The sequence below is a fragment of the Parasphingorhabdus sp. NYA22 genome (assembly GCF_976973735.1).
On the sequence record NZ_OZ333478.1, the window covers coordinates 117,538 to 136,201 of the forward strand.

At 52.6% G+C, this 18,664-nt stretch carries 20 protein-coding genes; 17 read left to right on the top strand and 3 right to left on the bottom strand.

Annotation, left to right across the window (positions count from 1 at the left end):
- The first annotated feature begins 53 nt into the window (after positions 1 to 53).
- The 7 genes from ACWFTY_RS17555 to ACWFTY_RS17585 all read left to right on the top strand — a co-directional run bounded on the left by ACWFTY_RS17555 (position 54) and on the right by ACWFTY_RS17585 (position 7,416).
- A complete protein-coding gene (locus ACWFTY_RS17555; protein ID WP_447527016.1) occupies positions 54 to 1,097 on the top strand; it encodes a cysteine synthase A in 1,044 nt (347 codons plus the stop codon).
- A 9-nt stretch (positions 1,098 to 1,106) separates the two neighbouring features.
- On the top strand, positions 1,107 to 1,769 hold the full coding sequence (locus ACWFTY_RS17560) for a peroxiredoxin (RefSeq protein ID WP_447526953.1): 663 nt from the start codon (positions 1,107 to 1,109) through the stop codon (positions 1,767 to 1,769).
- Between the two features lie 427 nt (positions 1,770 to 2,196).
- Complete coding sequence (locus ACWFTY_RS17565) at positions 2,197 to 2,625, top strand: MerR family transcriptional regulator (protein WP_447526954.1); 429 nt, start codon at positions 2,197 to 2,199, stop codon at positions 2,623 to 2,625.
- Positions 2,626 to 2,910: 285 nt separating this feature from the next.
- Positions 2,911 to 5,493, top strand: a complete 2,583-nt coding sequence (locus ACWFTY_RS17570) for a heavy metal translocating P-type ATPase (RefSeq protein ID WP_447527017.1) — start codon at positions 2,911 to 2,913, stop codon at positions 5,491 to 5,493.
- 88 nt (positions 5,494 to 5,581) lie between these two features.
- Positions 5,582 to 6,097 carry a signal peptidase II gene (gene lspA, locus ACWFTY_RS17575; protein WP_447526955.1) on the top strand — a complete coding sequence of 172 codons (516 nt, stop codon included), beginning with the start codon at positions 5,582 to 5,584 and terminating at the stop codon, positions 6,095 to 6,097.
- Positions 6,098 to 6,183: 86 nt separating this feature from the next.
- Positions 6,184 to 7,095, top strand: coding sequence for a lipid kinase (locus tag ACWFTY_RS17580; RefSeq protein WP_335653849.1), 912 nt, complete (start codon positions 6,184 to 6,186; stop codon positions 7,093 to 7,095).
- Between the two features lie 15 nt (positions 7,096 to 7,110).
- A complete protein-coding gene (locus tag ACWFTY_RS17585; RefSeq protein ID WP_335653848.1) occupies positions 7,111 to 7,416 on the top strand; it encodes a hypothetical protein in 306 nt (101 codons plus the stop codon).
- Between the two features lie 15 nt (positions 7,417 to 7,431).
- On the opposite strand, the gene ACWFTY_RS17590 is transcribed toward ACWFTY_RS17585, so the two are convergent.
- The gene (locus ACWFTY_RS17590; protein WP_335653847.1) at positions 7,432 to 7,773 is read right to left on the bottom strand and encodes an ArsR/SmtB family transcription factor; all 342 of its coding nucleotides are present in this window, start codon (positions 7,771 to 7,773) and stop codon (positions 7,432 to 7,434) included.
- A 102-nt stretch (positions 7,774 to 7,875) separates the two neighbouring features.
- On the opposite strand from ACWFTY_RS17590, the gene ACWFTY_RS17595 reads away from it, so the two are divergent.
- The 4 genes from ACWFTY_RS17595 (at position 7,876) to ACWFTY_RS17610 (ending at position 10,754) form a co-directional block, all read left to right on the top strand.
- On the top strand, positions 7,876 to 8,346 hold the full coding sequence (locus ACWFTY_RS17595; protein WP_335653846.1) for a protein tyrosine phosphatase family protein: 471 nt from the start codon (positions 7,876 to 7,878) through the stop codon (positions 8,344 to 8,346).
- 49 nt (positions 8,347 to 8,395) lie between these two features.
- On the top strand, positions 8,396 to 9,304 hold the full coding sequence (locus ACWFTY_RS17600; RefSeq protein ID WP_335653845.1) for an MBL fold metallo-hydrolase: 909 nt from the start codon (positions 8,396 to 8,398) through the stop codon (positions 9,302 to 9,304).
- A gap of 422 nt (positions 9,305 to 9,726) precedes the next feature.
- Positions 9,727 to 10,251 carry a type II RES/Xre toxin-antitoxin system antitoxin gene (gene parS, locus ACWFTY_RS17605; RefSeq protein ID WP_335653844.1) on the top strand — a complete coding sequence of 175 codons (525 nt, stop codon included), beginning with the start codon at positions 9,727 to 9,729 and terminating at the stop codon, positions 10,249 to 10,251.
- Positions 10,248 to 10,754: an RES family NAD+ phosphorylase gene (locus ACWFTY_RS17610; RefSeq protein ID WP_335653843.1), complete on the top strand. Its 507-nt coding sequence runs from the start codon at positions 10,248 to 10,250 to the stop codon at positions 10,752 to 10,754. Before parS ends, ACWFTY_RS17610 begins: the two co-directional genes overlap by 4 nt.
- A gap of 231 nt (positions 10,755 to 10,985) precedes the next feature.
- On the opposite strand, the gene ACWFTY_RS17615 is transcribed toward ACWFTY_RS17610, so the two are convergent.
- On the bottom strand, positions 10,986 to 11,327 hold the full coding sequence (locus ACWFTY_RS17615; RefSeq protein ID WP_335653842.1) for a copper resistance protein CopC: 342 nt from the start codon (positions 11,325 to 11,327) through the stop codon (positions 10,986 to 10,988).
- 267 nt (positions 11,328 to 11,594) lie between these two features.
- On the opposite strand from ACWFTY_RS17615, the gene ACWFTY_RS17620 reads away from it, so the two are divergent.
- Both ACWFTY_RS17620 and ACWFTY_RS17625 read left to right on the top strand, forming a co-directional pair.
- Positions 11,595 to 13,529 carry an FTR1 family protein gene (locus ACWFTY_RS17620; RefSeq protein WP_447526956.1) on the top strand — a complete coding sequence of 645 codons (1,935 nt, stop codon included), beginning with the start codon at positions 11,595 to 11,597 and terminating at the stop codon, positions 13,527 to 13,529.
- 282 nt (positions 13,530 to 13,811) lie between these two features.
- Positions 13,812 to 14,021 carry a hypothetical protein gene (locus ACWFTY_RS17625; protein ID WP_066746080.1) on the top strand — a complete coding sequence of 70 codons (210 nt, stop codon included), beginning with the start codon at positions 13,812 to 13,814 and terminating at the stop codon, positions 14,019 to 14,021.
- 29 nt (positions 14,022 to 14,050) lie between these two features.
- Here the strand turns inward: ACWFTY_RS17625 and ACWFTY_RS17630 are convergent, their stop codons facing one another.
- Positions 14,051 to 15,541: a phospholipase effector Tle1 domain-containing protein gene (locus ACWFTY_RS17630; RefSeq protein ID WP_447526957.1), complete on the bottom strand. Its 1,491-nt coding sequence runs from the start codon at positions 15,539 to 15,541 to the stop codon at positions 14,051 to 14,053.
- 226 nt (positions 15,542 to 15,767) lie between these two features.
- On the opposite strand from ACWFTY_RS17630, the gene ACWFTY_RS17635 reads away from it, so the two are divergent.
- The 4 genes from ACWFTY_RS17635 (at position 15,768) to ACWFTY_RS17650 (ending at position 18,531) form a co-directional block, all read left to right on the top strand.
- Positions 15,768 to 16,112, top strand: a complete 345-nt coding sequence (locus ACWFTY_RS17635; protein WP_066746084.1) for a hypothetical protein — start codon at positions 15,768 to 15,770, stop codon at positions 16,110 to 16,112.
- 15 nt (positions 16,113 to 16,127) lie between these two features.
- Entirely contained in the window at positions 16,128 to 17,078 is a 951-nt protein-coding gene (locus ACWFTY_RS17640) for an MvdC/MvdD family ATP grasp protein (protein ID WP_447526958.1), read from the top strand.
- Positions 17,075 to 17,821, top strand: coding sequence for a hypothetical protein (locus tag ACWFTY_RS17645; protein WP_447526959.1), 747 nt, complete (start codon positions 17,075 to 17,077; stop codon positions 17,819 to 17,821). The genes ACWFTY_RS17640 and ACWFTY_RS17645 overlap by 4 nt, the downstream gene beginning before the upstream one ends.
- Before the next feature lie 269 nt (positions 17,822 to 18,090).
- Positions 18,091 to 18,531: a DUF6010 family protein gene (locus tag ACWFTY_RS17650; protein WP_447526960.1), complete on the top strand. Its 441-nt coding sequence runs from the start codon at positions 18,091 to 18,093 to the stop codon at positions 18,529 to 18,531.
- Positions 18,532 to 18,664: the final 133 nt, after the last annotated feature.

The window sequence follows — 18,664 nt, forward strand, 5'->3', positions numbered from 1 at the left end:
ATGTATTCGGTCTCTGCGGTTGAATTCTTCACAAGGAGTCTTACTTTAAAGTGATGACCGTCTGTCCTGATGTACTTACCGCAATCGGCAACACCCCGTTGGTTAAACTTCGCCGCGCTTCGAACGAAACCGGATGCAAAATACTGGGCAAGGCGGAGTTCATGAATCCTGGCGCGTCGGTCAAGGACCGCGCGGCACTTTATCTCGTTCGTGACGCCATGGACCAAGGCCTTCTGTCAAGAGGCGGTATGATCGTCGAGGGTACGGCGGGCAATACGGGGATCGGTCTGACCATGGTCGGCAATGCGCTGGGCATGGAGACGGTTATCGTTATACCTGAAACCCAAAGCCAGGAAAAGAAGGATGCGCTTCATAGTCTGGGTGCCCAACTCGTTGAGGTTGCGGCTGTACCGTATAGCAACCCCAACAATTACGTAAAAATTGCCAGTCGCCTCGCCGAGCAGCTTGCGAGGAATAGGAAAGACGGAGCGGTGTTCGCCAATCAATTCGATAACCGGGCAAACCACCGCGCACATATAGAGACGACCGGTCCGGAAATTTGGAACCAGACGGATGGCAAGGTTGATGGATTTATTTGCGCGGTCGGGACCGGTGGCACGCTTGCCGGCACCGCACAAGCGCTACGCGCGCGCAAGCCGGATATCAGGATCGGCATTGCCGATCCGCCCGGAGCCGCACTCTACAGCTATTTCACCACGGGCGAACTTAAGGCCGAAGGCAGCTCAATTACCGAAGGCATTGGTCAGGGTCGCATTACGGGCAATCTTGAGGGGCTGGAAATTGACCATGCCTACCGCATCCCAGATCAGGAAGCGCTCGACATCACCTTCGCTCTTTTGGAGGAAGAAGGTCTCAACCTCGGCACGTCCTCGGGTGTGAATGTCGCAGGAGCGATCAGGCTGGCTCGGGAACTGGGGCCCGGCCATACCATCGTCACCATATTGTGTGATTCAGGTTCACGCTATCAATCACGCCTCTTCAACCCGGTATTCCTGCGCGAAAAAGGATTTCACGTGCCCGATTTTCTCACCCGAAGCGTCGAATTCGACGTCCCCTACCTCCCCCACGATAAATAGGAGTTTTACATGACACTTTCAATTGGCTCGACAGCCCCCGATTTCACAGCGGAAACGACCCAGGGTACCATTAACTTTCATGATTGGATGGGTGAAAGTTGGACGATCCTCTTCTCTCATCCCAAGGCCTTTACTCCGGTTTGCACGACTGAGCTAGGTTATATGGCCGGGCTCGGCGAGGAATTTGCGAAGCGCAATACTAAGATCCTGGGCCTTTCGGTCGACAGCAGCGAGGATAATCGCGACTGGCTTCCCGATATCGAAGAGGTCAGCGGTAATAAAGTCGATTATCCGGTGGTCGGCGACAGCGACCTCAAGGTCGCCAAGCTTTACAACATGTTGCCAGCTGACGAGACCGGCCATGCGGAAGGCCGGACCGCAGCCAATAATGCAACCGTACGCACTGTTTACATCATTGGTCCGGACAAGAAAATCCGAGCCATGTTGCTTTATCCTATGAGCAGCGGCCGTAATTTCGATGAAGTTCTCCGGCTGCTGGATTCGGTGCAACTCACAGAAAGTAAGGGTGTGGCAACGCCTGTTAACTGGCAAAAGGGCGATGATGTCATCATCCCGCCGTCCCTGTCGGACGAAGATGCCAAAGCCAAATATCCTGCTGGCTGGGATACGAAGAAGTCCTATTTACGCGTAATACCGCAACCGACCGATTGATCATGTGAAGACCGTGCCTGAAATGATCAGAAGACGCTTATTATAGTACCTGTCCGAATGCTGAAATATCAAATGGGGCTTCGAGCGTATGCCATGATTTTTACCCGTCAGTAAGCGATGTCATGATGGGGATGACGGGCAATACGATGCTCGACAACTGTACGATAGATACGGCGTTTGAGGCGGACAGCAATCTCCTAAGGCTCCGCTTGCTCAATGGCAGCAAAAGCCGAGCTCTGACCCGCATTGGCCTCATATACGGACTAAGTGCAGTTGCTGAATATATCACTAGGGGCTCCAAGAAACAGCAACGGTGGACTACTCCGTTTATGACAGCGTCGATAATCGGTCTTTGCCCGAATTGCCCGGTTCACAGGTTCCAGATGATTTGCTACTCCAATCTATAGTGACTACAGAATGGAGAAAAATGTTTACAATTGGTGTTTTGTCGCGGCGGGCCAGCGTTAAGATTGAGACGATCCGCTATTACGAGAGGATAGGCCTCGTGCCGAAACCCGGTCGGACAGAAAGCGGTCGGCGGCTGTATGGGTCAGCTGACGTCAAGCAGCTCAGCTTCATTCGTCATGCGCGCGAGCTTGGCTTCGATATCGCGTCAATCCGGGCTATGCTGGGGCTAAGGGAGATACCGGATGCTTCATGCGAGGACGTGAGCCGGATCGCCCAAGATCAACTTGTCGCGGTCAACGACCGGATTTCACGGCTCCTTGGATTGAGGCAGGAACTTTCCCGTATGATCGGCTCGTGTGCCAACGGAAAAATCGCTGATTGCCGGATCATCGAAGTCTTGGCCGATCATAACTCGCCGACAGATTTAGCTGAACAAAAATCTACATAGGGACTTATTAACTGCTTGAAAGCACATCTGTAATTCAGTCCGTCAGCGCCGGGTTCCAGTTCTTGCGTAGGCAAATAAAACTTCAGTTCAGATGCCGATCAACTTGGGCGATCCGAATAGTTTGAATCGACAGTTTCAAGAGCGAACCAGGTGATACAGCAGTTACTCCAGACGAAACGTCACCGGGAACGAAAAACTTGTTGCTTCTGTAGTGGCTACAGAATGTAATAAGGGTGCCGCTTGGCGGAATTTGTTCGCTCCAATTTGAAATATGGTGGTAAACTCATGACCAAAACAATCAGTCCTCCAGGCTCATTGCGCTTTAAAGTTGATGGCCTGGCCTACCAGAGCGAGGTTCGCGCGCTCCGCGCTGCACTGGGTCCACTCGTCGGCGGTGAAGATGCGCTAGCCTTCGACACTGAGCGTGGTTTCATGACCATACATACACCCAATCAAGTTGCTGCAGCAGAGATCGAGGCAGCGGTAGCTAAAACGGGCTTGCACGCAAAGCTTTGGCAGACATCTGAAGTTTCGCCGCATATGTCGGATTTTGTTGAAGTATCCGAAGACGCGGCGTGCTGCGGGTCACTAGTGCGCGAAGCGCTCGGTCCGCCAAGTCCAACACCTATGTCTGGCCAAATTCTATTGCGCATTCACGGCATGGATTGCGCCGACGAAATCGCAGCGCTGAAGCGCGAAGTCGGTCCACTGGTCGGGGGAGATAAGCTCGCTTTCGACCTGCTCAATGGCCGCATGTCGATCGATATGAAGCCCAACGTTACTCTTGAAGCCAGCATTCTAGAGGCTGTTACCCGCGCTGGATTAAGAGCGGAGCCGTGGACCGAGGGTGAGACGAGCGAAGAAGCGCAAACCGAGGTCCGCCGTAAGCGGGTTCAGTCTTGGCTGACGACAGCGAGCGGCTTGTTTACGGCGCTAGGGTTTGCAGTCCATGCTTGGCTGGCTGGAGGTGTGTTAGCGGCTTTCGAGGCAGGAGAACATGGATTAGGCTCGACTCCCTTGCCGAGCATTCTGCTCTACACAATCGCGGTGCTCAGCGCGGCGCGCTACGTTGCACCAAAGGCTTGGCTCGCAGCCAAGCGCCTTCGCCCAGATATGAATTTGCTGATGATGGTCGCAGTCGCGGGCGCGATCGGCATCGGTGCCTGGTTCGAGGCTGCTACGGTGTCCTTCTTTTTCGCATTGGCCCTAGCACTTGAGGCGTGGAGCCTCGGCCGCGCACGTCGCGCTGTAGCAGCCCTCATGGAACTGGCTCCACCGACAGCACGCATCAAGCTTGAAGATGGCTCCGAACGCGACGTCCCGGCAGGCGAAGTCCCGGTCGGTGCGCATATCATCGTTCGCCCAGGAGACAAGATGCCGCTCGACGGGCGAGTAGTCACTGGTGAGAGCGAGATAAACCAAGCGCCGATCACGGGAGAAAGCGTGCCCGTATTCAAAGCCCCGGGGGACGAGGTCTTTGCCGGGACGATCAACGGAGAGGGCGCGCTCGAAGTTTTGATCACCAAGGCGGCGAATGATACGACACTTGCCCAGATCATCCGCATGGTGGGTTCGGCGCAGAGCCGACGCGCGCCCAGCGAACAATGGGTCGAGAAATTCGCACGTGTCTACACCCCTCTCGTGATGATCCTTGCCGTCGTGATCTTTCTTGTTCCGCCTCTGCTTTTCGGGGGAGCCTGGGGCGTTTGGTTCTACCGGGCCCTCGTGCTTCTCGTTATCGCCTGTCCCTGCGCTCTTGTGATTTCAACGCCGGTGACGATCGTGGCCGCGCTCGCGGGAGCCGCGAAGCAGGGCGTTCTTGTGAAAGGGGGGACACATCTTGAAACGCCCGCGCGCCTTAAAGCCATCGCGATGGACAAGACTGGTACGCTGACGGAAGGCCGGCCAAAGGTCGTCGAGATCTTACCGTTCTCAGGCCGCAGCATCCATGAAATCATCAAGGTGGCGGCCGCATTGGAGGCACGCAGTGCGCATCCAATCGCAAGCGCCATTTTGGCAAAGGCGGATGAGTTGAATATCGTTGCCGCGCCCGCCGAAGCTGTTCAGGCCATCATCGGTCGAGGCGTCACCGGACAAGTGGCTGGCCGCACCATGTGGCTCGGCTCACGCCGCTATGTTGAAGAACAGGGTGTCATCTCTGGCGCGATCCCGCTGCATATTGACGCGCTTACGGCAGCTGGCCACACGCTCGTCGCGATCGGCGAGGGTCAGGAGGTTTGGGGCCTTGTGGGCGTTTCCGACGCCGTCAGGCTGGAAGCAAGAAGTATTGTCACTGCGCTGCATCAAGCTGGAATCGAGCATGTCGTGATGCTCACGGGTGATAACCAGGCCACGGCGGAATTAATTGCGAAGCAAACCGGTATCGACGAGGTTCGCGCTGAGTTGCTGCCCGCCGACAAGGTAGCCGCCGTGGAGGATCTCGTACGACGCTACGGATCGGTTGCTATGGTCGGCGATGGGGTTAACGACGCGCCGGCCATGGGGTGCGCCAATATCGGGGTCGCAATGGGCGCGATGGGTAGCGACGCTGCCATCGAAACGGCAGATGTGGCGCTCATGTCGGACGATCTTTCAAAACTTCCCTGGTTGGTCCGGCATTCGCGCGCCACGCTTTTTGTAGTTCATCAGAACGTCGCATTCTCAATCGCCGTCAAACTTGTCTTCACAGCTCTGACTATTGTCGGCCTTGCTTCGCTGTGGGGCGCTATTGCGGCCGATGTTGGCGCGTCGCTGCTGGTCGTTCTTAACGGGCTTCGTTTGCTCAATCGGGGTCAGACCGATGGACGCACTCCGAAGGCCGGTCCTCGCACTGACGGGAACGTCTCAAGCATCGCCGAACCAGAGTGAGCCTACTCCGTTTCAAACTGAGCACATTTGCGCCTTTGGCCGTGCACTGCAAACCAATGAGGACCATCCGATCGTGAGCTATTCGAATTTGACCAAGAAGATATTTCTGACAGTAACTGCGGCCACTACTGCGTTTGCTATAGATTTCGTCACAAAATGGCTGACCGTCAATACAGTGATGAAGCCACCGCGGGTAATCGAGATTGCGCCATTTCTTAATTTCAGACTGGGTTACAACACGGGGGTCAGTTTCGGCATGTTCCAAGATATATTCTCGGCCTATCCGTTGGTGCTTGCCGGATTATCAATGGCCATCGTGATCGGCATCCTCGTTTGGGCGGTGCGAACGACAAAATTGACCGAGACGTTTGCACTCGGGCTCGTCGCCGGAGGCGCCATCGGGAACATCGTGGACAGAGTACTTCACGGTGCTGTGACCGATTTCCTCGACATCTACGTTGGCGCTTGGCACTGGCCGACTTTCAATTTGGCCGACGTTATGATCATCAGCGGCGTAGGGCTGCTGCTTCTAAGCTCCATACTGCCATTCCGCTTGGCAAGCTCAGCACCGCAGGAGCCGGACAGCAAGTGCCCCGAAGCATGAACTGATAATAGGCTGGTTTGATCGCGTGAGCAATTTCCGGGCGACCCTTCTGCCAGATAGTCGTAGTATGGCAACTAAAGAGGATCATGAGAATCAATATGCAATCCAAACGACGGGCGCTTTTGTTTTTGAATGCGCAAAGTCGTAACGGCCATGGTAATATGGCCAATGGGGTAGCCCGGCAACTTCAGAGCGGTGGCATCACCCTGATCGAAAGTTTGAGCAAACGCGCTGACGATATGAGCCAAGAAATTGTACGGCGTGCTGACGAGGTCGACCTTGTCATCGTCGGCGGCGGCGATGGCACAGTGAACGCGGCTCTCAAAGGTATTGTCGAGACGGGATTGCCCCTTGGCGTTCTGCCACTCGGGACGGCAAACGACCTTGCTCGAACGCTCGGCATTCCTATTAACCCCGAAGCTGCAGTAGCGGTTATTGTCGCTGGATGCACAAGGCGGATTGACGTTGGAACGGTTAATGATCAGCTTTTCGCTAATGTCGCGAGTATGGGTATGAGTGTTGAGCTGGCGCGTCGACTGACTGGCAATTTGAAGCGGCGTTGGGGACGTCTAAGCTACCCGCTGGCAGCCCTTAAAACAATGCTGGCCATGAAACCATTCGCGGCGGAAGTGGTCACTAAAGACCGGAAAATTCAGCTGAAAAGTCTTCAGATAGCAGTCGGCAACGGCTTATATTATGGCGGCGGCATGTCCGTGTATGAAGTAGCGAGCATTGATGATCAATCCTTGGACTTTTACAGTGTGGAGCCCCGGCAATCCTGGCAATGGCCACTCTTTTTGTCAGCCTTTCGACGCGGACGTCATCGAAATTTGCGCAAAATGCAAGCATTTTGCAGTCCCGGTCCTCTCGACATCCGAACTGACCCGCCACTTTCGATCAATACCGATGGCGAAATCACGACCACGACCCCAGCCCGATTCGACCTCTTGCCGCTAGCACTGTCAGTCTTTGTACCTACGGATCGAGTTGAAGGGTGACCTGGATTCGGGTCGATGGCGCTGTGGGATTTTTCGCGGCGGGGATGGTATCGTCATCCTTTCCATAGCTTCGGTCAGCATGCCATTATTGCTACCATCTCCCTGCCAGCAATGGTTAAACCGATAACGACAACGATAGCCGAAAAAAGCAGCTTTAACGCGCCTTTGCGCTGTTCGAGACGCTGCGACGCCAGTGTACCGATGATGCAGCAGCGGCACCGCGAGGATCGATCCACCGCCGCCGATCAGCCCCAGCGTGAACGCGACCAATATTCCCGATACAAGCGAGAGCAATTCCTGGAGCAATGCAGCATTCATTAACGATTCTGCCCGAAATCACAGTTTGTCGTCCTGCGCGACTTCGCCTGGCTCTCCCTTTGCACCGGACGCGCAATAGATTTCGTATAGCGTCTCCAACAAACGGCGCGAGGCATCACCGGCCAGCGAATAATGAATCGTGCGGCCATCGCGGCGCGGCTTCACCAAACCATCTTTGCGCAACAGCGCCAGTTGCTGCGAAACCGCCGCCTCGCGTATGCCAAGCAATTCGGCAAGCTCGCCGACGCTTCGTTCGCGTTCGACGAGCTGGCAGGCGATCATCAGGCGGTTATGACTGCCCAGCGCCTTGAGCAGGGACAGAGCCTTTTCGGCCTGTCTGCGGATTTCTTCAGGTTTCACACTTATATATATGCGGAGATGTGCATATTAAATCAATTAAAAATATGCCTTCGCGTCTTTTTCGAAAGGCGTGTGACACTCGGACATTCAAGGAACTTAGCTATGACCAATATGAAAGCTATGGCCAATATGAAAAAAATCGACGACCGCTTCACCATTGGAATGGCGCCGCCTTCCGCTGATGATCTGCGCGAGCTGGCGCAAGCGGACTACAAATCGGTGGTCAATCTGCGCTGCGAGGCAGAACCGGATCAGCCTTTCAAGCCCCCCCGCGAAGGCAAAGAAGTCCGCACTCTTGGCCTAGTCTATAGCCATGTCCCGGTAGCGGGTGATGCGATGACGGAAGCACTGGTCGAGCAATTCCGCACCGCAGTCAAAACGCTACCCGGTCCGGTGTTCGTGCATTGCGCATCTGGCAAGCGGGCCGGAGCATTAACCGTCATGCACCTTGCCGCCGAAAACGGTATGAGCGGGGACGCGACGCTGAAACAGGCCGAAGCCATGGGTTTCGCGTGCGACGAACCGGCGCTCAAGCGGTTCGTGCGCGATTATGTCGATGGGCAAAGTGGCTGATTGCCGCTGCGCCGCCAACTTATCATCCCTCCTACTGTGAGACACATCCATGACCCCCAACGTTCAATCTTTCTTTGACGATGATACCAACACGATAAGCTATGTTGTATCAGATCCCGCAACCGGCGCGTGCGCCATTATTGATCCCGTACTGAATTATGACGCAGCAGCGGCGCGAACGGCGACGATTTCAGCTGATCGCGTGATCGACCACGTTCGGCGCGAGGGGCTGAACTGCGAATGGGTTTTGGAAACCCATGTCCATGCCGATCATCTCTCGGCTGCGCCTTATGTTCAGGGAAAGCTGGGCGGAAAGCTGGCGATCGGCGATCACATCACCATCACGCAGTCGGTGTTCGGAGAGATTTTCAACGCCGGGCCGGACTTACCGCGTGATGGCAGCCAGTTTGACCAGCTTTTTCATGACGGCGACAGTTTCCCCTTAGGCAAAATGACAGCGCACGCTCTGCACACACCGGGCCATACGCCGGCCTGCATGACATATGTGATTGGCGACGCCGCCTTTGTCGGCGACACCATGTTCATGCCCGACTATGGAACCGCCCGCGCCGATTTCCCTGGCGGTGATGCTCGCATATTGTACCGCTCGATCCGCAAAATATTTACGCTTCCGGGTGAGACGCGGCTGTTCATGTGCCATGATTATCTGCCCGAAGGCCGCTCAGAGCATCGCTGGGAAACGACCGTGGCCGAGCAGAAAGCCGCCAATATCCATATCCATGATGGCGTGAGCGAGGATGAATTTGTCACCATGCGAGAGGCGCGCGATGCCCAGCTAGGCATGCCGAAGCTGATTCTGCCGTCGATCCAAGTCAACATCCGCGCCGGCTATATGCCTCCAGCTGAGGACAATGGCACGGTCTATCTGAAGCTGCCAGTCAACATAGTGGGCGAACCACAAACCCCGCCCGATGAAACTAGGCCGGGTACGCAGTAAACGTCTGCTGACAGGGACACGTTTATAAGACACTGACATTCTGAGGGGGATAGAAAAAGGCTGGCCGCTTCTGCTTCAACTGCGCTTTTGGGGGATCCCATATTGCGAATGTCGCTAAGCCTTATATTCGCAATTGGCGGCTTGGGCCATTTCTGTGCGCATGAATATAGCTTCATAGCACAATCCTTCTTCTAGAAACTAGGTGACGGGTAAGCATCCAATGCTCCCGAAAAATTAGAAATTTGTCAGACCGAGCCGCCGCGCGCAGGCTCAAAACTTGTTTAGCTAATCTATCGAGCTGTCACAGATCGCATGAATTAGAGCATTGCGAGCTTGGCTGCCAAAGCTAAAAGTCAACGCGAGTAGGCGACTTGAATTCTGCAATGGCGCTCCAGCAATATTATATTAGTTTGACATTTGGTATGACACATGTCATTTATCTCGCGCCATCTGTCATATTCTGGAAAGCAAAGAAATTGGAAACGGAAGAAGTATTGAGCCGGGAATTTGATCGGGTCATTGCTCTATTAGGCGGTGATGCAACTTTCAAATATCCTTTGAAAACCGCGCTCGATGCTCATGAAGTGATCTCCAAGGGTTTCCCCAGTACGGTTTTGACAGAACTGGTCGCCAATGTCGCGTTGATCCAGCATTCCGATGCACTCGAAAAAGCAGTCGGCATCAGCATGCGCACATTCCAGCGCCGCAAGGGCGAGACAACCGCAAAACTGCTCAGCCCGGAGCAAAGTGGCCGCGCTTGGAAGTTTGCTGAGATTCTGGCAGAGACGACAGATATTTTTGGTTCGCAGGAAGAAGCCGAACAATGGCTGGAACGCCCCGCAATCGGTCTCAATCAAAAACGACCCATTGATCTTCTATCGACACCTGCTGGTTCCCAACTGGTCGTACAACTTCTCGAGCGAATTGAATTTGGCGTCTACACATGACACCCTTGCCTACGCCTCTTGGCGGATCGGATATCATCGGTTGGCGGCTTGATGATCAGAGATTTACCAAAACATGGGATAGCGGAGAGGGAGCGTTCCGCCAAGGTGGTCGCTGGAACAGCAAGAATATAAGGGCCGTTTACGGTGCCGTCGATCCTGCAACTGCGATTTTGGAAGTGGCTGTGCATAAAACCTTCCGGGTTCTTGATACGGTCCCGCATGTTCTGTCATCATTCAAGATACTAAAACCCTCTGCTATCTATATGGTCGAACCTGGTGATATCCCGAACCCCAACTGGTTGACGCCAGGGATTCCCAGTGCCGGTCAGCAGCAGTTCGGCGACCAGTTGCTCGCCGATAACCTGTTCATCCTCATTCCGAGCGCTGTCTCTATCCATAGCTGGAGTATCATATTTGATTCCGTGCGCGCTTCTGGAACATATGCCTTGGAAACACAGGAACGGTTTGCTCTTGATGGGCGGTTACATCCGCCTGTAACCTGACTCGATGGAATCGAACACAATTGCCAATCTCGCCCGATGGCAAGATTATCGCGAATACCAGCATCCCCAACAATGACTACTGCAGCAGCGCACTTGACGGCAGAGCCGCAACTGAAAGAATTTTTGCTCACAATTTTCCGAGCCAGATAAACAAACCCTACGCTGCGGTGTCCAATCGAAGTCTCCGGATGCGGTCAGGGGGCCGCACCCGAAGTTTCGATTGCGGCACTTTCACTTCACTTGGAAGGCGTATTTGCCGCTGATTACTTCGTTATCGTCGCCCGATGCCATTGAGCGCAGTTCATAACCTCCGGACGTCAGGGGCTTTGTCATCATCACCATAACCGACTTGCCGTCTTTGCCCATCATCACAGAAATTGGCATTTTCATCGGGGCGTGACAGGCCATACCCGGCATTGATGTCATCATTAGTTGCGTGCGGGTGTTTGCAGGCATGATCTTCTCATCAAAGACCAGATCAATTCTCTTCGTCGGTGTAATCGTCGCATTGGCCGCTGGCTTGGCTGTAACTAGACTCAGGTGAGCAAAATCGCCGCGAGCGTTGTGGGGCAACGGCGAGGGTTAGGCGAAACAATCCGGTGCTGCGCATTTCCGGTTCCTTGGCTGTGTCTAATCATCAATACGCGGCGATATTGCCCACCCCTCAAAAATAATTTTGAGGGCCAAGCGGTGCAGCTTGCGTATTAGTAGGCAGATCACTCAAACAGGATCGTGATTACCTGCGGCCGTTCTGCACGAAATCAAGAATGATGCTATTTTGGGGCACATGTTTTTCCTCACAAATCGGCCTCTGGAATAGCTGGGAAGCACCTTTTAATCATGCGTCATTATACCAGAATATATTATACTCTTTTATCGGTTCTGGCTTTGGCGGCCATTTGCTCACCTATTTCCGCGCAGGCGAAGGAGGGTGATGTTGAAACGTTATGGCGTCTGCTGGATTATATTGCGGTCGATTATCCCGGTGCAGTCGATAAAGGTAAAGTGATAAACGAAGCAGAATTTTCCGAAATGGCGGAGTTTTCGGGAACTGTAGTCGACGGTTTGGCAAAGCTGCCATTAAAGTCGGGCCGAGCCGGCCTGATTGCAAAAGGTAACGAGCTCAATACGGCCATTGATAATAAAGCGTCTCCAGAAGTGGTGGCGCGGCAGGCACGCTTGCTGGCAACCGAGTTGCTCCGCAGTTATCCTGTTCCACTTGCTCCCAAAACTGCACCCAATGTACAAATTGGCAAACAGCTGTATGCGCAAAATTGTGCCAGTTGCCACGGCATGTCTGGTAACGGTCAAGGGCCGGATGCGAGGCAGATCGACCCCGCTCCGATAGCATTTACCGATGTAGAGCGAGCAAGAGAACGCAGCCTGTTCGCCCTGTATCAGGTTATTGGTCAGGGGCTTGATGGGACAGCAATGCAGAGTTTTGCTGATTTACCTGCCCGGGACCGTTGGGATATGGCCGCATATACGGGCAGTTTCGCATTCAAAGAGGCATCCAAGGGGCAAAAGCTTTGGCAAACACATGCGGCTATTCGCGCCCTGTTTCCCGATCTCTCAGCTTTGGCGAGCATGACTCCGGCCAATTTGGGAAAACAGATAGGACCAGAAAAAGCAGACGCAGTGATGGCATTCCTGCGGAAAAATCCAGAAGTCATTGGTACTACTGCTTCATCCACCGGCTCGCTGGCGCTATCCCGGACCAAGCTGAAGGAAAGTCTGGCGGCTTATCAGGCAGGCAGAAAAGACGAAGCAGAAAGTCTGGCATTATCTGCGTATCTTGACGGCTTTGAACCCCTTGAGCCTGGTCTGGCCGCTCGCGATCCGTCTTTGCTAAAAGCCATTGAACGCGCGATGGCCCATGTCCGCGCTGCTATCGGTGACAGCCTTCCCGTAGCGGAGGTGGAGAGCCGGATCAGCGCTCTTGATGGGCTGTTTTTAGAGGCAGAGGCCGCCCTAGACGCCGATCAGGCCAGCCAAGCATCCGCTTTTGTTGGAGCCTTTACAATATTGCTTCGCGAAGGGCTGGAGGCGCTACTGATTGTGGTGGCTATGATTGCGTTTCTGCGCAAGGCCGAGCGACCCGAAGTCATGCCTTATGTGCATGGAGGTTGGATTGGTGCGCTTCTGGTAGGCGGCGCAACATGGTTCGCTGCCACCTATCTCATAGGTATTAGCGGAGCGAGCCGGGAGTTGACCGAAGGTTTTGGTTCTTTGTTTGCAGCCGTCATCCTGCTTTTTGTTGGTTTGTGGATGCACGGCAAGTCGCGCGCCGATGAATGGCAACGCTATATCGGTGAAACAATGAGCAAAGCATTGTCGCGAGGGTCGGCATGGTTTCTCTTTGGCCTGGCTTTTATTGTCGTTTACCGCGAAGTCTTTGAGACCATCCTGTTTTTTGCCGCGCTCTGGACTGCGGACAATGGTATGACCATTCTAGCTGGGTCGGGAGCCGCGATACTTTTGCTCTCGGTCATTGCCTGGGCCATGTTACGATACAGCCGGAAGCTACCGATAGGTAGGTTCTTCGCTTATAGCTCAGCGTTGATGATCGTTCTTACTGTGATTCTCACCGGCAAGGGAATTGCGGCGTTGCAGGAGGCTGGCCTGATGAGCGTGACCCCGCTTCCTGATTTTCCGCAAATTGCCATGTTGGGAATTTTCCCTGCGGTTCAGCCTCTTATCGCTCAAGTTTTGGTAATTGCAATTATAGCAGCGGGCTATTGGTACAATGTCCGTTTAAAAAACATGCAGGGTTAGATTATATCTGATCAAAGTGAATAATGAGAAATGATATGGAACTTCCAGACTCCAATACAGCCCGTATCTGTGCCGAGCTTGGTGGGGTTATTATAGCGGCTTATCTGTTTTTTACCTTACCAACCATGACATCACAGACTTACGGGCTGATTGGCGGCCTTGCCGTTGGCTGGATTTTGGGTCAGGTTATGACGGGAAACCGGGGACTGGTAAGCCTCAATCGGTTTGATGTATTCGGCCGTCTCAGTACCTATATAATGATAACTAGCGATGGAGAAAAAAATGCCAAAAAGAGTCAAAGTTACCAAGGAGACCGACAGCGGACGCAATGCAGCGTTCCACGACAATTTTACCGGTGACGACATGTCCCGCTCCGAGTTTGTGCAAAAAATCAAAACCGGAGAATATGAAAATTACCACATCCGCAAAGTTAACGGCGTAGACACGCCTGTTTCAAATCCAGACTCCAAGCACAACAACAACCTGGATTGAACCCTGAAGCGAGCCACCAGTGAATTTGGCTAAACGTCCTTCTCAGGCCAAATGGAACGACTGATATTATCCGACTGGCTTTGAGGATTATTTTGACAGATATGACCTTTCAAATTGGTAGGCAAATAGGGTTTCACATCGCCCATCTGCGGGACTGCCGTTGCACTTAACCGATCCGCTACAGATTGGTGTAGCTTCGCTTCTGGGTGAATGCTGCGAACCCTTTTACCCCAAGTCAATTTGTCTCTAGAAATCCAGCGCACCCATTTTGGCTGCATATCAAGCGCGCTTTGTATCTCATCATGCTGCAAACCAAACGGGTCCGGTGCGGTATTCAGAAAATTCCGCTGAATTTCAATGGTGGGCACGGCTGAGACGAGCTCGCCGGCCATCCACTCCAGAGCAATATCCGATAGCCGTGATTCATCTTCCGGATAGCTTCCGCCAATATCAGAATGATTGCCGACGAACCACAGCTGCTCAAGCCAATTCGGGTTGCCTCGCCGCTTATTCCACTGCACGTCCGTATCGCTCCCCCAGCCTACTCTGGGAAACTTCTTACGCGCCTCGTCAATCGACAACGCATGCCGCAATTTTGGTATCTCGCGGTCCACATAGCGATCATAGTTTTTTCCGCTCCACCAAGCCATATGTCCATGCCAAAGGGCAGAAATCCAGTCTACCGGGTTCCACCAGCGAAAGCTGCGAGCATCATCCTCAAAATAATATTTAAACTGCGAACCCACGCTTCTTAGGACCCAATATAATATGAAAGCAGGAATGGTTCCGGCCAGGGCGCTCAGCCACCAAGTATCGGCATCCAAACTGCGCCAAAATCCAAAGGCTGTCACCAAAAACGCTATCGCCACGACGATCGAAGCGGTTCTGCTTCCCAGAGCAGCGACAGTATCAAACACTCCCACAAATTCAGGTTGAACGTTGCCTTGACCTTCTCCGTCCGCGCCCACACCTTCTGATCCATATTTCGACCGAAACCGCCTCGCTTTATGCTCGCGCTGTCGTTCATATTTCCCGCGCTTGGAGCCAGCGCCGTGGTTGTAGACGTCTCGCACAGCCTCGCTTGCAATCATTCGCAAGGCCGGACCGTAACGCGGCACCGGATTGCCTTCACCATCATGTTTTGGCACGCCGCATAGGTTCATAACATTCGTGACAGCGCGAACCGTATAGGCACCGCGGCTAAATCCTATTAATACAACTTTGTCTCCCGGCCTATGATGAGCGATAATTGCAGCATAGCAATCAATGACATTTTCATCGATCCCCGTGCCGAGCGCGGCAGCAAAAAAGTTACGCAAACGCTTGAAAGTCAAACCGCCAGCTTCTCCTGCGCCAAGACCTGCATCGTAAAATGTTACTTGTTTTTTTGGACTGATGGTTGAATCTGGACCGGGCCTCGTGGCTCGGTACAGCTTATAGACATTCGAAAGTCTTTGATCGGGCCGAAGGCCGCCAACCTGGCCAGTTCCATCAGAATAGATAAGTATGTTTTTAGACATTGCGCCCCCGCATATTTTTAGCTTTCACTGCAACTGCATTAGTGTTTGGAAAGTATATAATCGATTCTATGCCCGATATTGGGCTCAAATAATCTAGAAATGATATTCAATCTCTTTTGATTTCTACTAATGGCCTATTAGCATTGAAAAATATTGATCCAAAGCTCATAGAAGCAATTGGAAATCGAAGAGAGCTGTTCTGGAGTGTTTTCAGGAGAATAATAGAATGACCCCATTTCTGGTAAGCTACGCCACCCAGCGCAAGTCCCACCCTGACATCGGCGGACATTATTGCCATAGCCGTGATGTTTGGGTTGAGGGCACCAAGCAAGGCGAAGTACCGATTGTATTGATGCATTCAAACTTGTCCGAGTTGGTGACCAAAACAGCAACGCAACAGGAGACGGATGACGAAAATTTCCCGCCAAGGCCTCTTTCAGAGCTGGTGACCAAAACAGATGTCCAGCAAGAATCTGATGATCAGAGTTTAAATGCTTCTTCCATACTCGAAATGGAAACGAAGACCACCTATGAGGTTGAAAGCGACGATCAGGACTATACGTTGTTCTGATATTGCTGGCGCAGAATGATTTTTCTGGCAACCAACAAGCGGGACATTACGATTGATTTCGTGGTCCTAGAACTCCAAAAACGTGGGGTTCCGTATCTTCGACTGAATACCGAAGACATAACCGAATGGCAGATAGAATTTCCAAATGGAGAACCGAGCCATGCGACTTTTGCGCATGATGATAGATCCTTCTGCCTATCAGAGTTTACAGCGGCCTATTATCGCCGGCCGCTTACCCCGGAACCACAGGGAAGTTTTGATCAGCCCGTCAGGGAATATATTGTTAGCGAATGGTCTGCAATATTGCGGAGCCTATGGACTGCTTTAGACAGTCGCTGGCTAAATTCGCCATATGCCATTCAGAAAGCTGAAGACAAGCCGCGCCAAATAGCTATTGCCCGCGCAGCTGGTCTGAAGGTGCCTGAAACTTGCGTCACAAATGATTTCACCGCTGCTCAGAAATTTGCGGCCGCCCAAAATATAATCGCCAAGCCGCTGAGGCGCGCGTTGCTCGAAGATCCAAGCGGCCCAGGCCGTGTCATGTTTACAAGCCGCGTGGCGTTGAATGCAAACGATCAGGACTCTATCCGACTTGCACCGATGATTTTTCAGCAGGAAATTGCGAAGCAATATGACGTGCGCGTAACCGTGGTAGATGATCGCGCCATGGCCACTGCCATTGACTCCCAAAAACACGAACAGACTGAAGTTGACTGGCGAAAAGGCAGCGGCGTGGAAGTGGAACACCAAAAACTGGATCTTCCATCAGATATAGCAAATGCTTGCATAAAAGTGACCCAGGATCTCGGTCTGCGTTATTCGGCCGTGGATCTAATCCAAGATCAGGATGGGCAATATTGGTTTCTGGAGGCTAATCCGAATGGTCAATGGGCCTGGATTGAGCAGAGAACTGGCCATCCGATTACCAATGCCATCGTTGATGCCCTGATGGGAACAAGGCTGTGATCAGAAGGTTTTTTGATTTTCTGTTCCCGATAATTGAAGGGCTGACGCCAGATCAGAAGAACGAGCGACAAGAGGCCTATGATCGCGACATGGCTGCGATTGATTCTACAAATTGGGGGAAGCAACCCGCCAAATTACTGGAACAAGCACAAAGAATGGCGGATTCAGAGATTGATCGCAGAAAAACCGCGGAAACCAAGGCCTCTATCTATCTCGCCGTTCTAGCAACACTGGTACCACTGATAGTCACGATCCAAACTGGAATTTGGGAAAATAAAATCGGGCCCGCGCCAGCGGTCCTGCGCTTCTCTCTACTCTCAATTGCCATTATCTATTCAGCTGCAGCCGGTTGGTACGCTTTTTCCGTTCTTCGAGTATCCGGATTCCATACCATTGGTATCGGCGAGCTAGCGACATCTTGGTCCAAATCCGAGCCGCCGGGAGAATTGGCCAAAAGAACCCTGCAACGCATGCGGAAATCACAAGATGCCGTGAACAACAAAGTAACACGAATAAAAATGACCCATGAACACCTTCTCAGGGCATTTGGATTTTTTATAGCGCTGATGCTTATAGATCCCGCGACATACACCATCTACGCAATTCAAGGTCAAGCGGTAGCAACCGCTCCCAAGACGCAAAAGCCGCGCTGCGATTCAAAACATAAAATCATTTTTAATTTTGAAACGGACAGTCGAAATAAACGCTCCAAAAACTCAGTAAGTCGATCAAAAAAAGAATAGCACTTGTCGCATCTGGATAAAGGCTCGGGTGATTTTTCTGCAGCTATAATCCTTACCAACCAGTTCAACTGGGCTTTGATCATTGCTCTCAATATTGACCGTCAAGCCGATTGAATTTGGTCAGGATTCTGGTTATTCACAAAACATCAACGTCAAAACCGTGGCTATGAAATTTAGCCACTAATCTTTTAAATGATCAGGTTCATTCAATTATTTTTTGCGATTCTTTCGGAGAAATACGGAACCGAAAGCCGCTGAGGCGCTAGAAAATGACACAGCATTCGCCAGTAAGGAATTTCGATGAACCGAAGCGCATTGCCCGCTTTTCTCCCGGGATCGCTCTTTCCGCTATTGTCCTCGGCGTCGCCATTCCAGCGCATCTCTTTTTACCAGAAGATCTCAGCCGGCTGACCATAGCAATGATCATTGGGATCATTTCAGGTGCCTATATTGGCTTCGGTGCCAAAGATGGGCGGCCTCATATCTTCGTCTTGGAACTCTGTGTGGCTGCCCTATTTGGTATCATGGCCGTGGCCGGTGTGCTGGGTTCACCTTATTGGTTTGCTGTTGCCCTGTTTGCCCATGGCCTTTGGGATATTGCCCATCACAATGGCCTGTTTGGTGCTAAAATCCCGCGTTGGTATATCCCGTTTTGCGCCGTTATAGACTGGATTGCAGCGCTCATTCTGGCAATTTTGTTCACTATCTAGTTGCAAGCATCGAGGCGATCAGGTCGTAGAGCCACGCTAGGCCAGGCAGCAGCAGGGCCAAAAGCAACACACCAAATTCTATCTTACGCCGCATTATCCATTGCACGCGCAGCCTTTCCCTTTGTGGCAGACC

Coding starts and splice junctions, on each gene's coding strand:
- ACWFTY_RS17555 (WP_447527016.1), top strand. CDS start 54: ATGACCGTCTGTCCTGATGTACTTACCGCAATCGGCAACACCCCGTTG.
- ACWFTY_RS17560 (WP_447526953.1), top strand. CDS start 1,107: ATGACACTTTCAATTGGCTCGACAGCCCCCGATTTCACAGCGGAAACG.
- ACWFTY_RS17565 (WP_447526954.1), top strand. CDS start 2,197: ATGTTTACAATTGGTGTTTTGTCGCGGCGGGCCAGCGTTAAGATTGAG.
- ACWFTY_RS17570 (WP_447527017.1), top strand. CDS start 2,911: ATGACCAAAACAATCAGTCCTCCAGGCTCATTGCGCTTTAAAGTTGAT.
- ACWFTY_RS17580 (WP_335653849.1), top strand. CDS start 6,184: ATGAGAATCAATATGCAATCCAAACGACGGGCGCTTTTGTTTTTGAAT.
- ACWFTY_RS17585 (WP_335653848.1), top strand. CDS start 7,111: ATGGCGCTGTGGGATTTTTCGCGGCGGGGATGGTATCGTCATCCTTTC.
- ACWFTY_RS17595 (WP_335653846.1), top strand. CDS start 7,876: ATGACCAATATGAAAGCTATGGCCAATATGAAAAAAATCGACGACCGC.
- ACWFTY_RS17600 (WP_335653845.1), top strand. CDS start 8,396: ATGACCCCCAACGTTCAATCTTTCTTTGACGATGATACCAACACGATA.
- parS (WP_335653844.1), top strand. CDS start 9,727: ATGACACATGTCATTTATCTCGCGCCATCTGTCATATTCTGGAAAGCA.
- ACWFTY_RS17610 (WP_335653843.1), top strand. CDS start 10,248: ATGACACCCTTGCCTACGCCTCTTGGCGGATCGGATATCATCGGTTGG.
- ACWFTY_RS17620 (WP_447526956.1), top strand. CDS start 11,595: ATGCGTCATTATACCAGAATATATTATACTCTTTTATCGGTTCTGGCT.
- ACWFTY_RS17625 (WP_066746080.1), top strand. CDS start 13,812: ATGCCAAAAAGAGTCAAAGTTACCAAGGAGACCGACAGCGGACGCAAT.
- ACWFTY_RS17630 (WP_447526957.1), bottom strand. CDS start 15,541: ATGTCTAAAAACATACTTATCTATTCTGATGGAACTGGCCAGGTTGGC.
- ACWFTY_RS17635 (WP_066746084.1), top strand. CDS start 15,768: ATGACCCCATTTCTGGTAAGCTACGCCACCCAGCGCAAGTCCCACCCT.
- ACWFTY_RS17640 (WP_447526958.1), top strand. CDS start 16,128: ATGATTTTTCTGGCAACCAACAAGCGGGACATTACGATTGATTTCGTG.
- ACWFTY_RS17650 (WP_447526960.1), top strand. CDS start 18,091: ATGACACAGCATTCGCCAGTAAGGAATTTCGATGAACCGAAGCGCATT.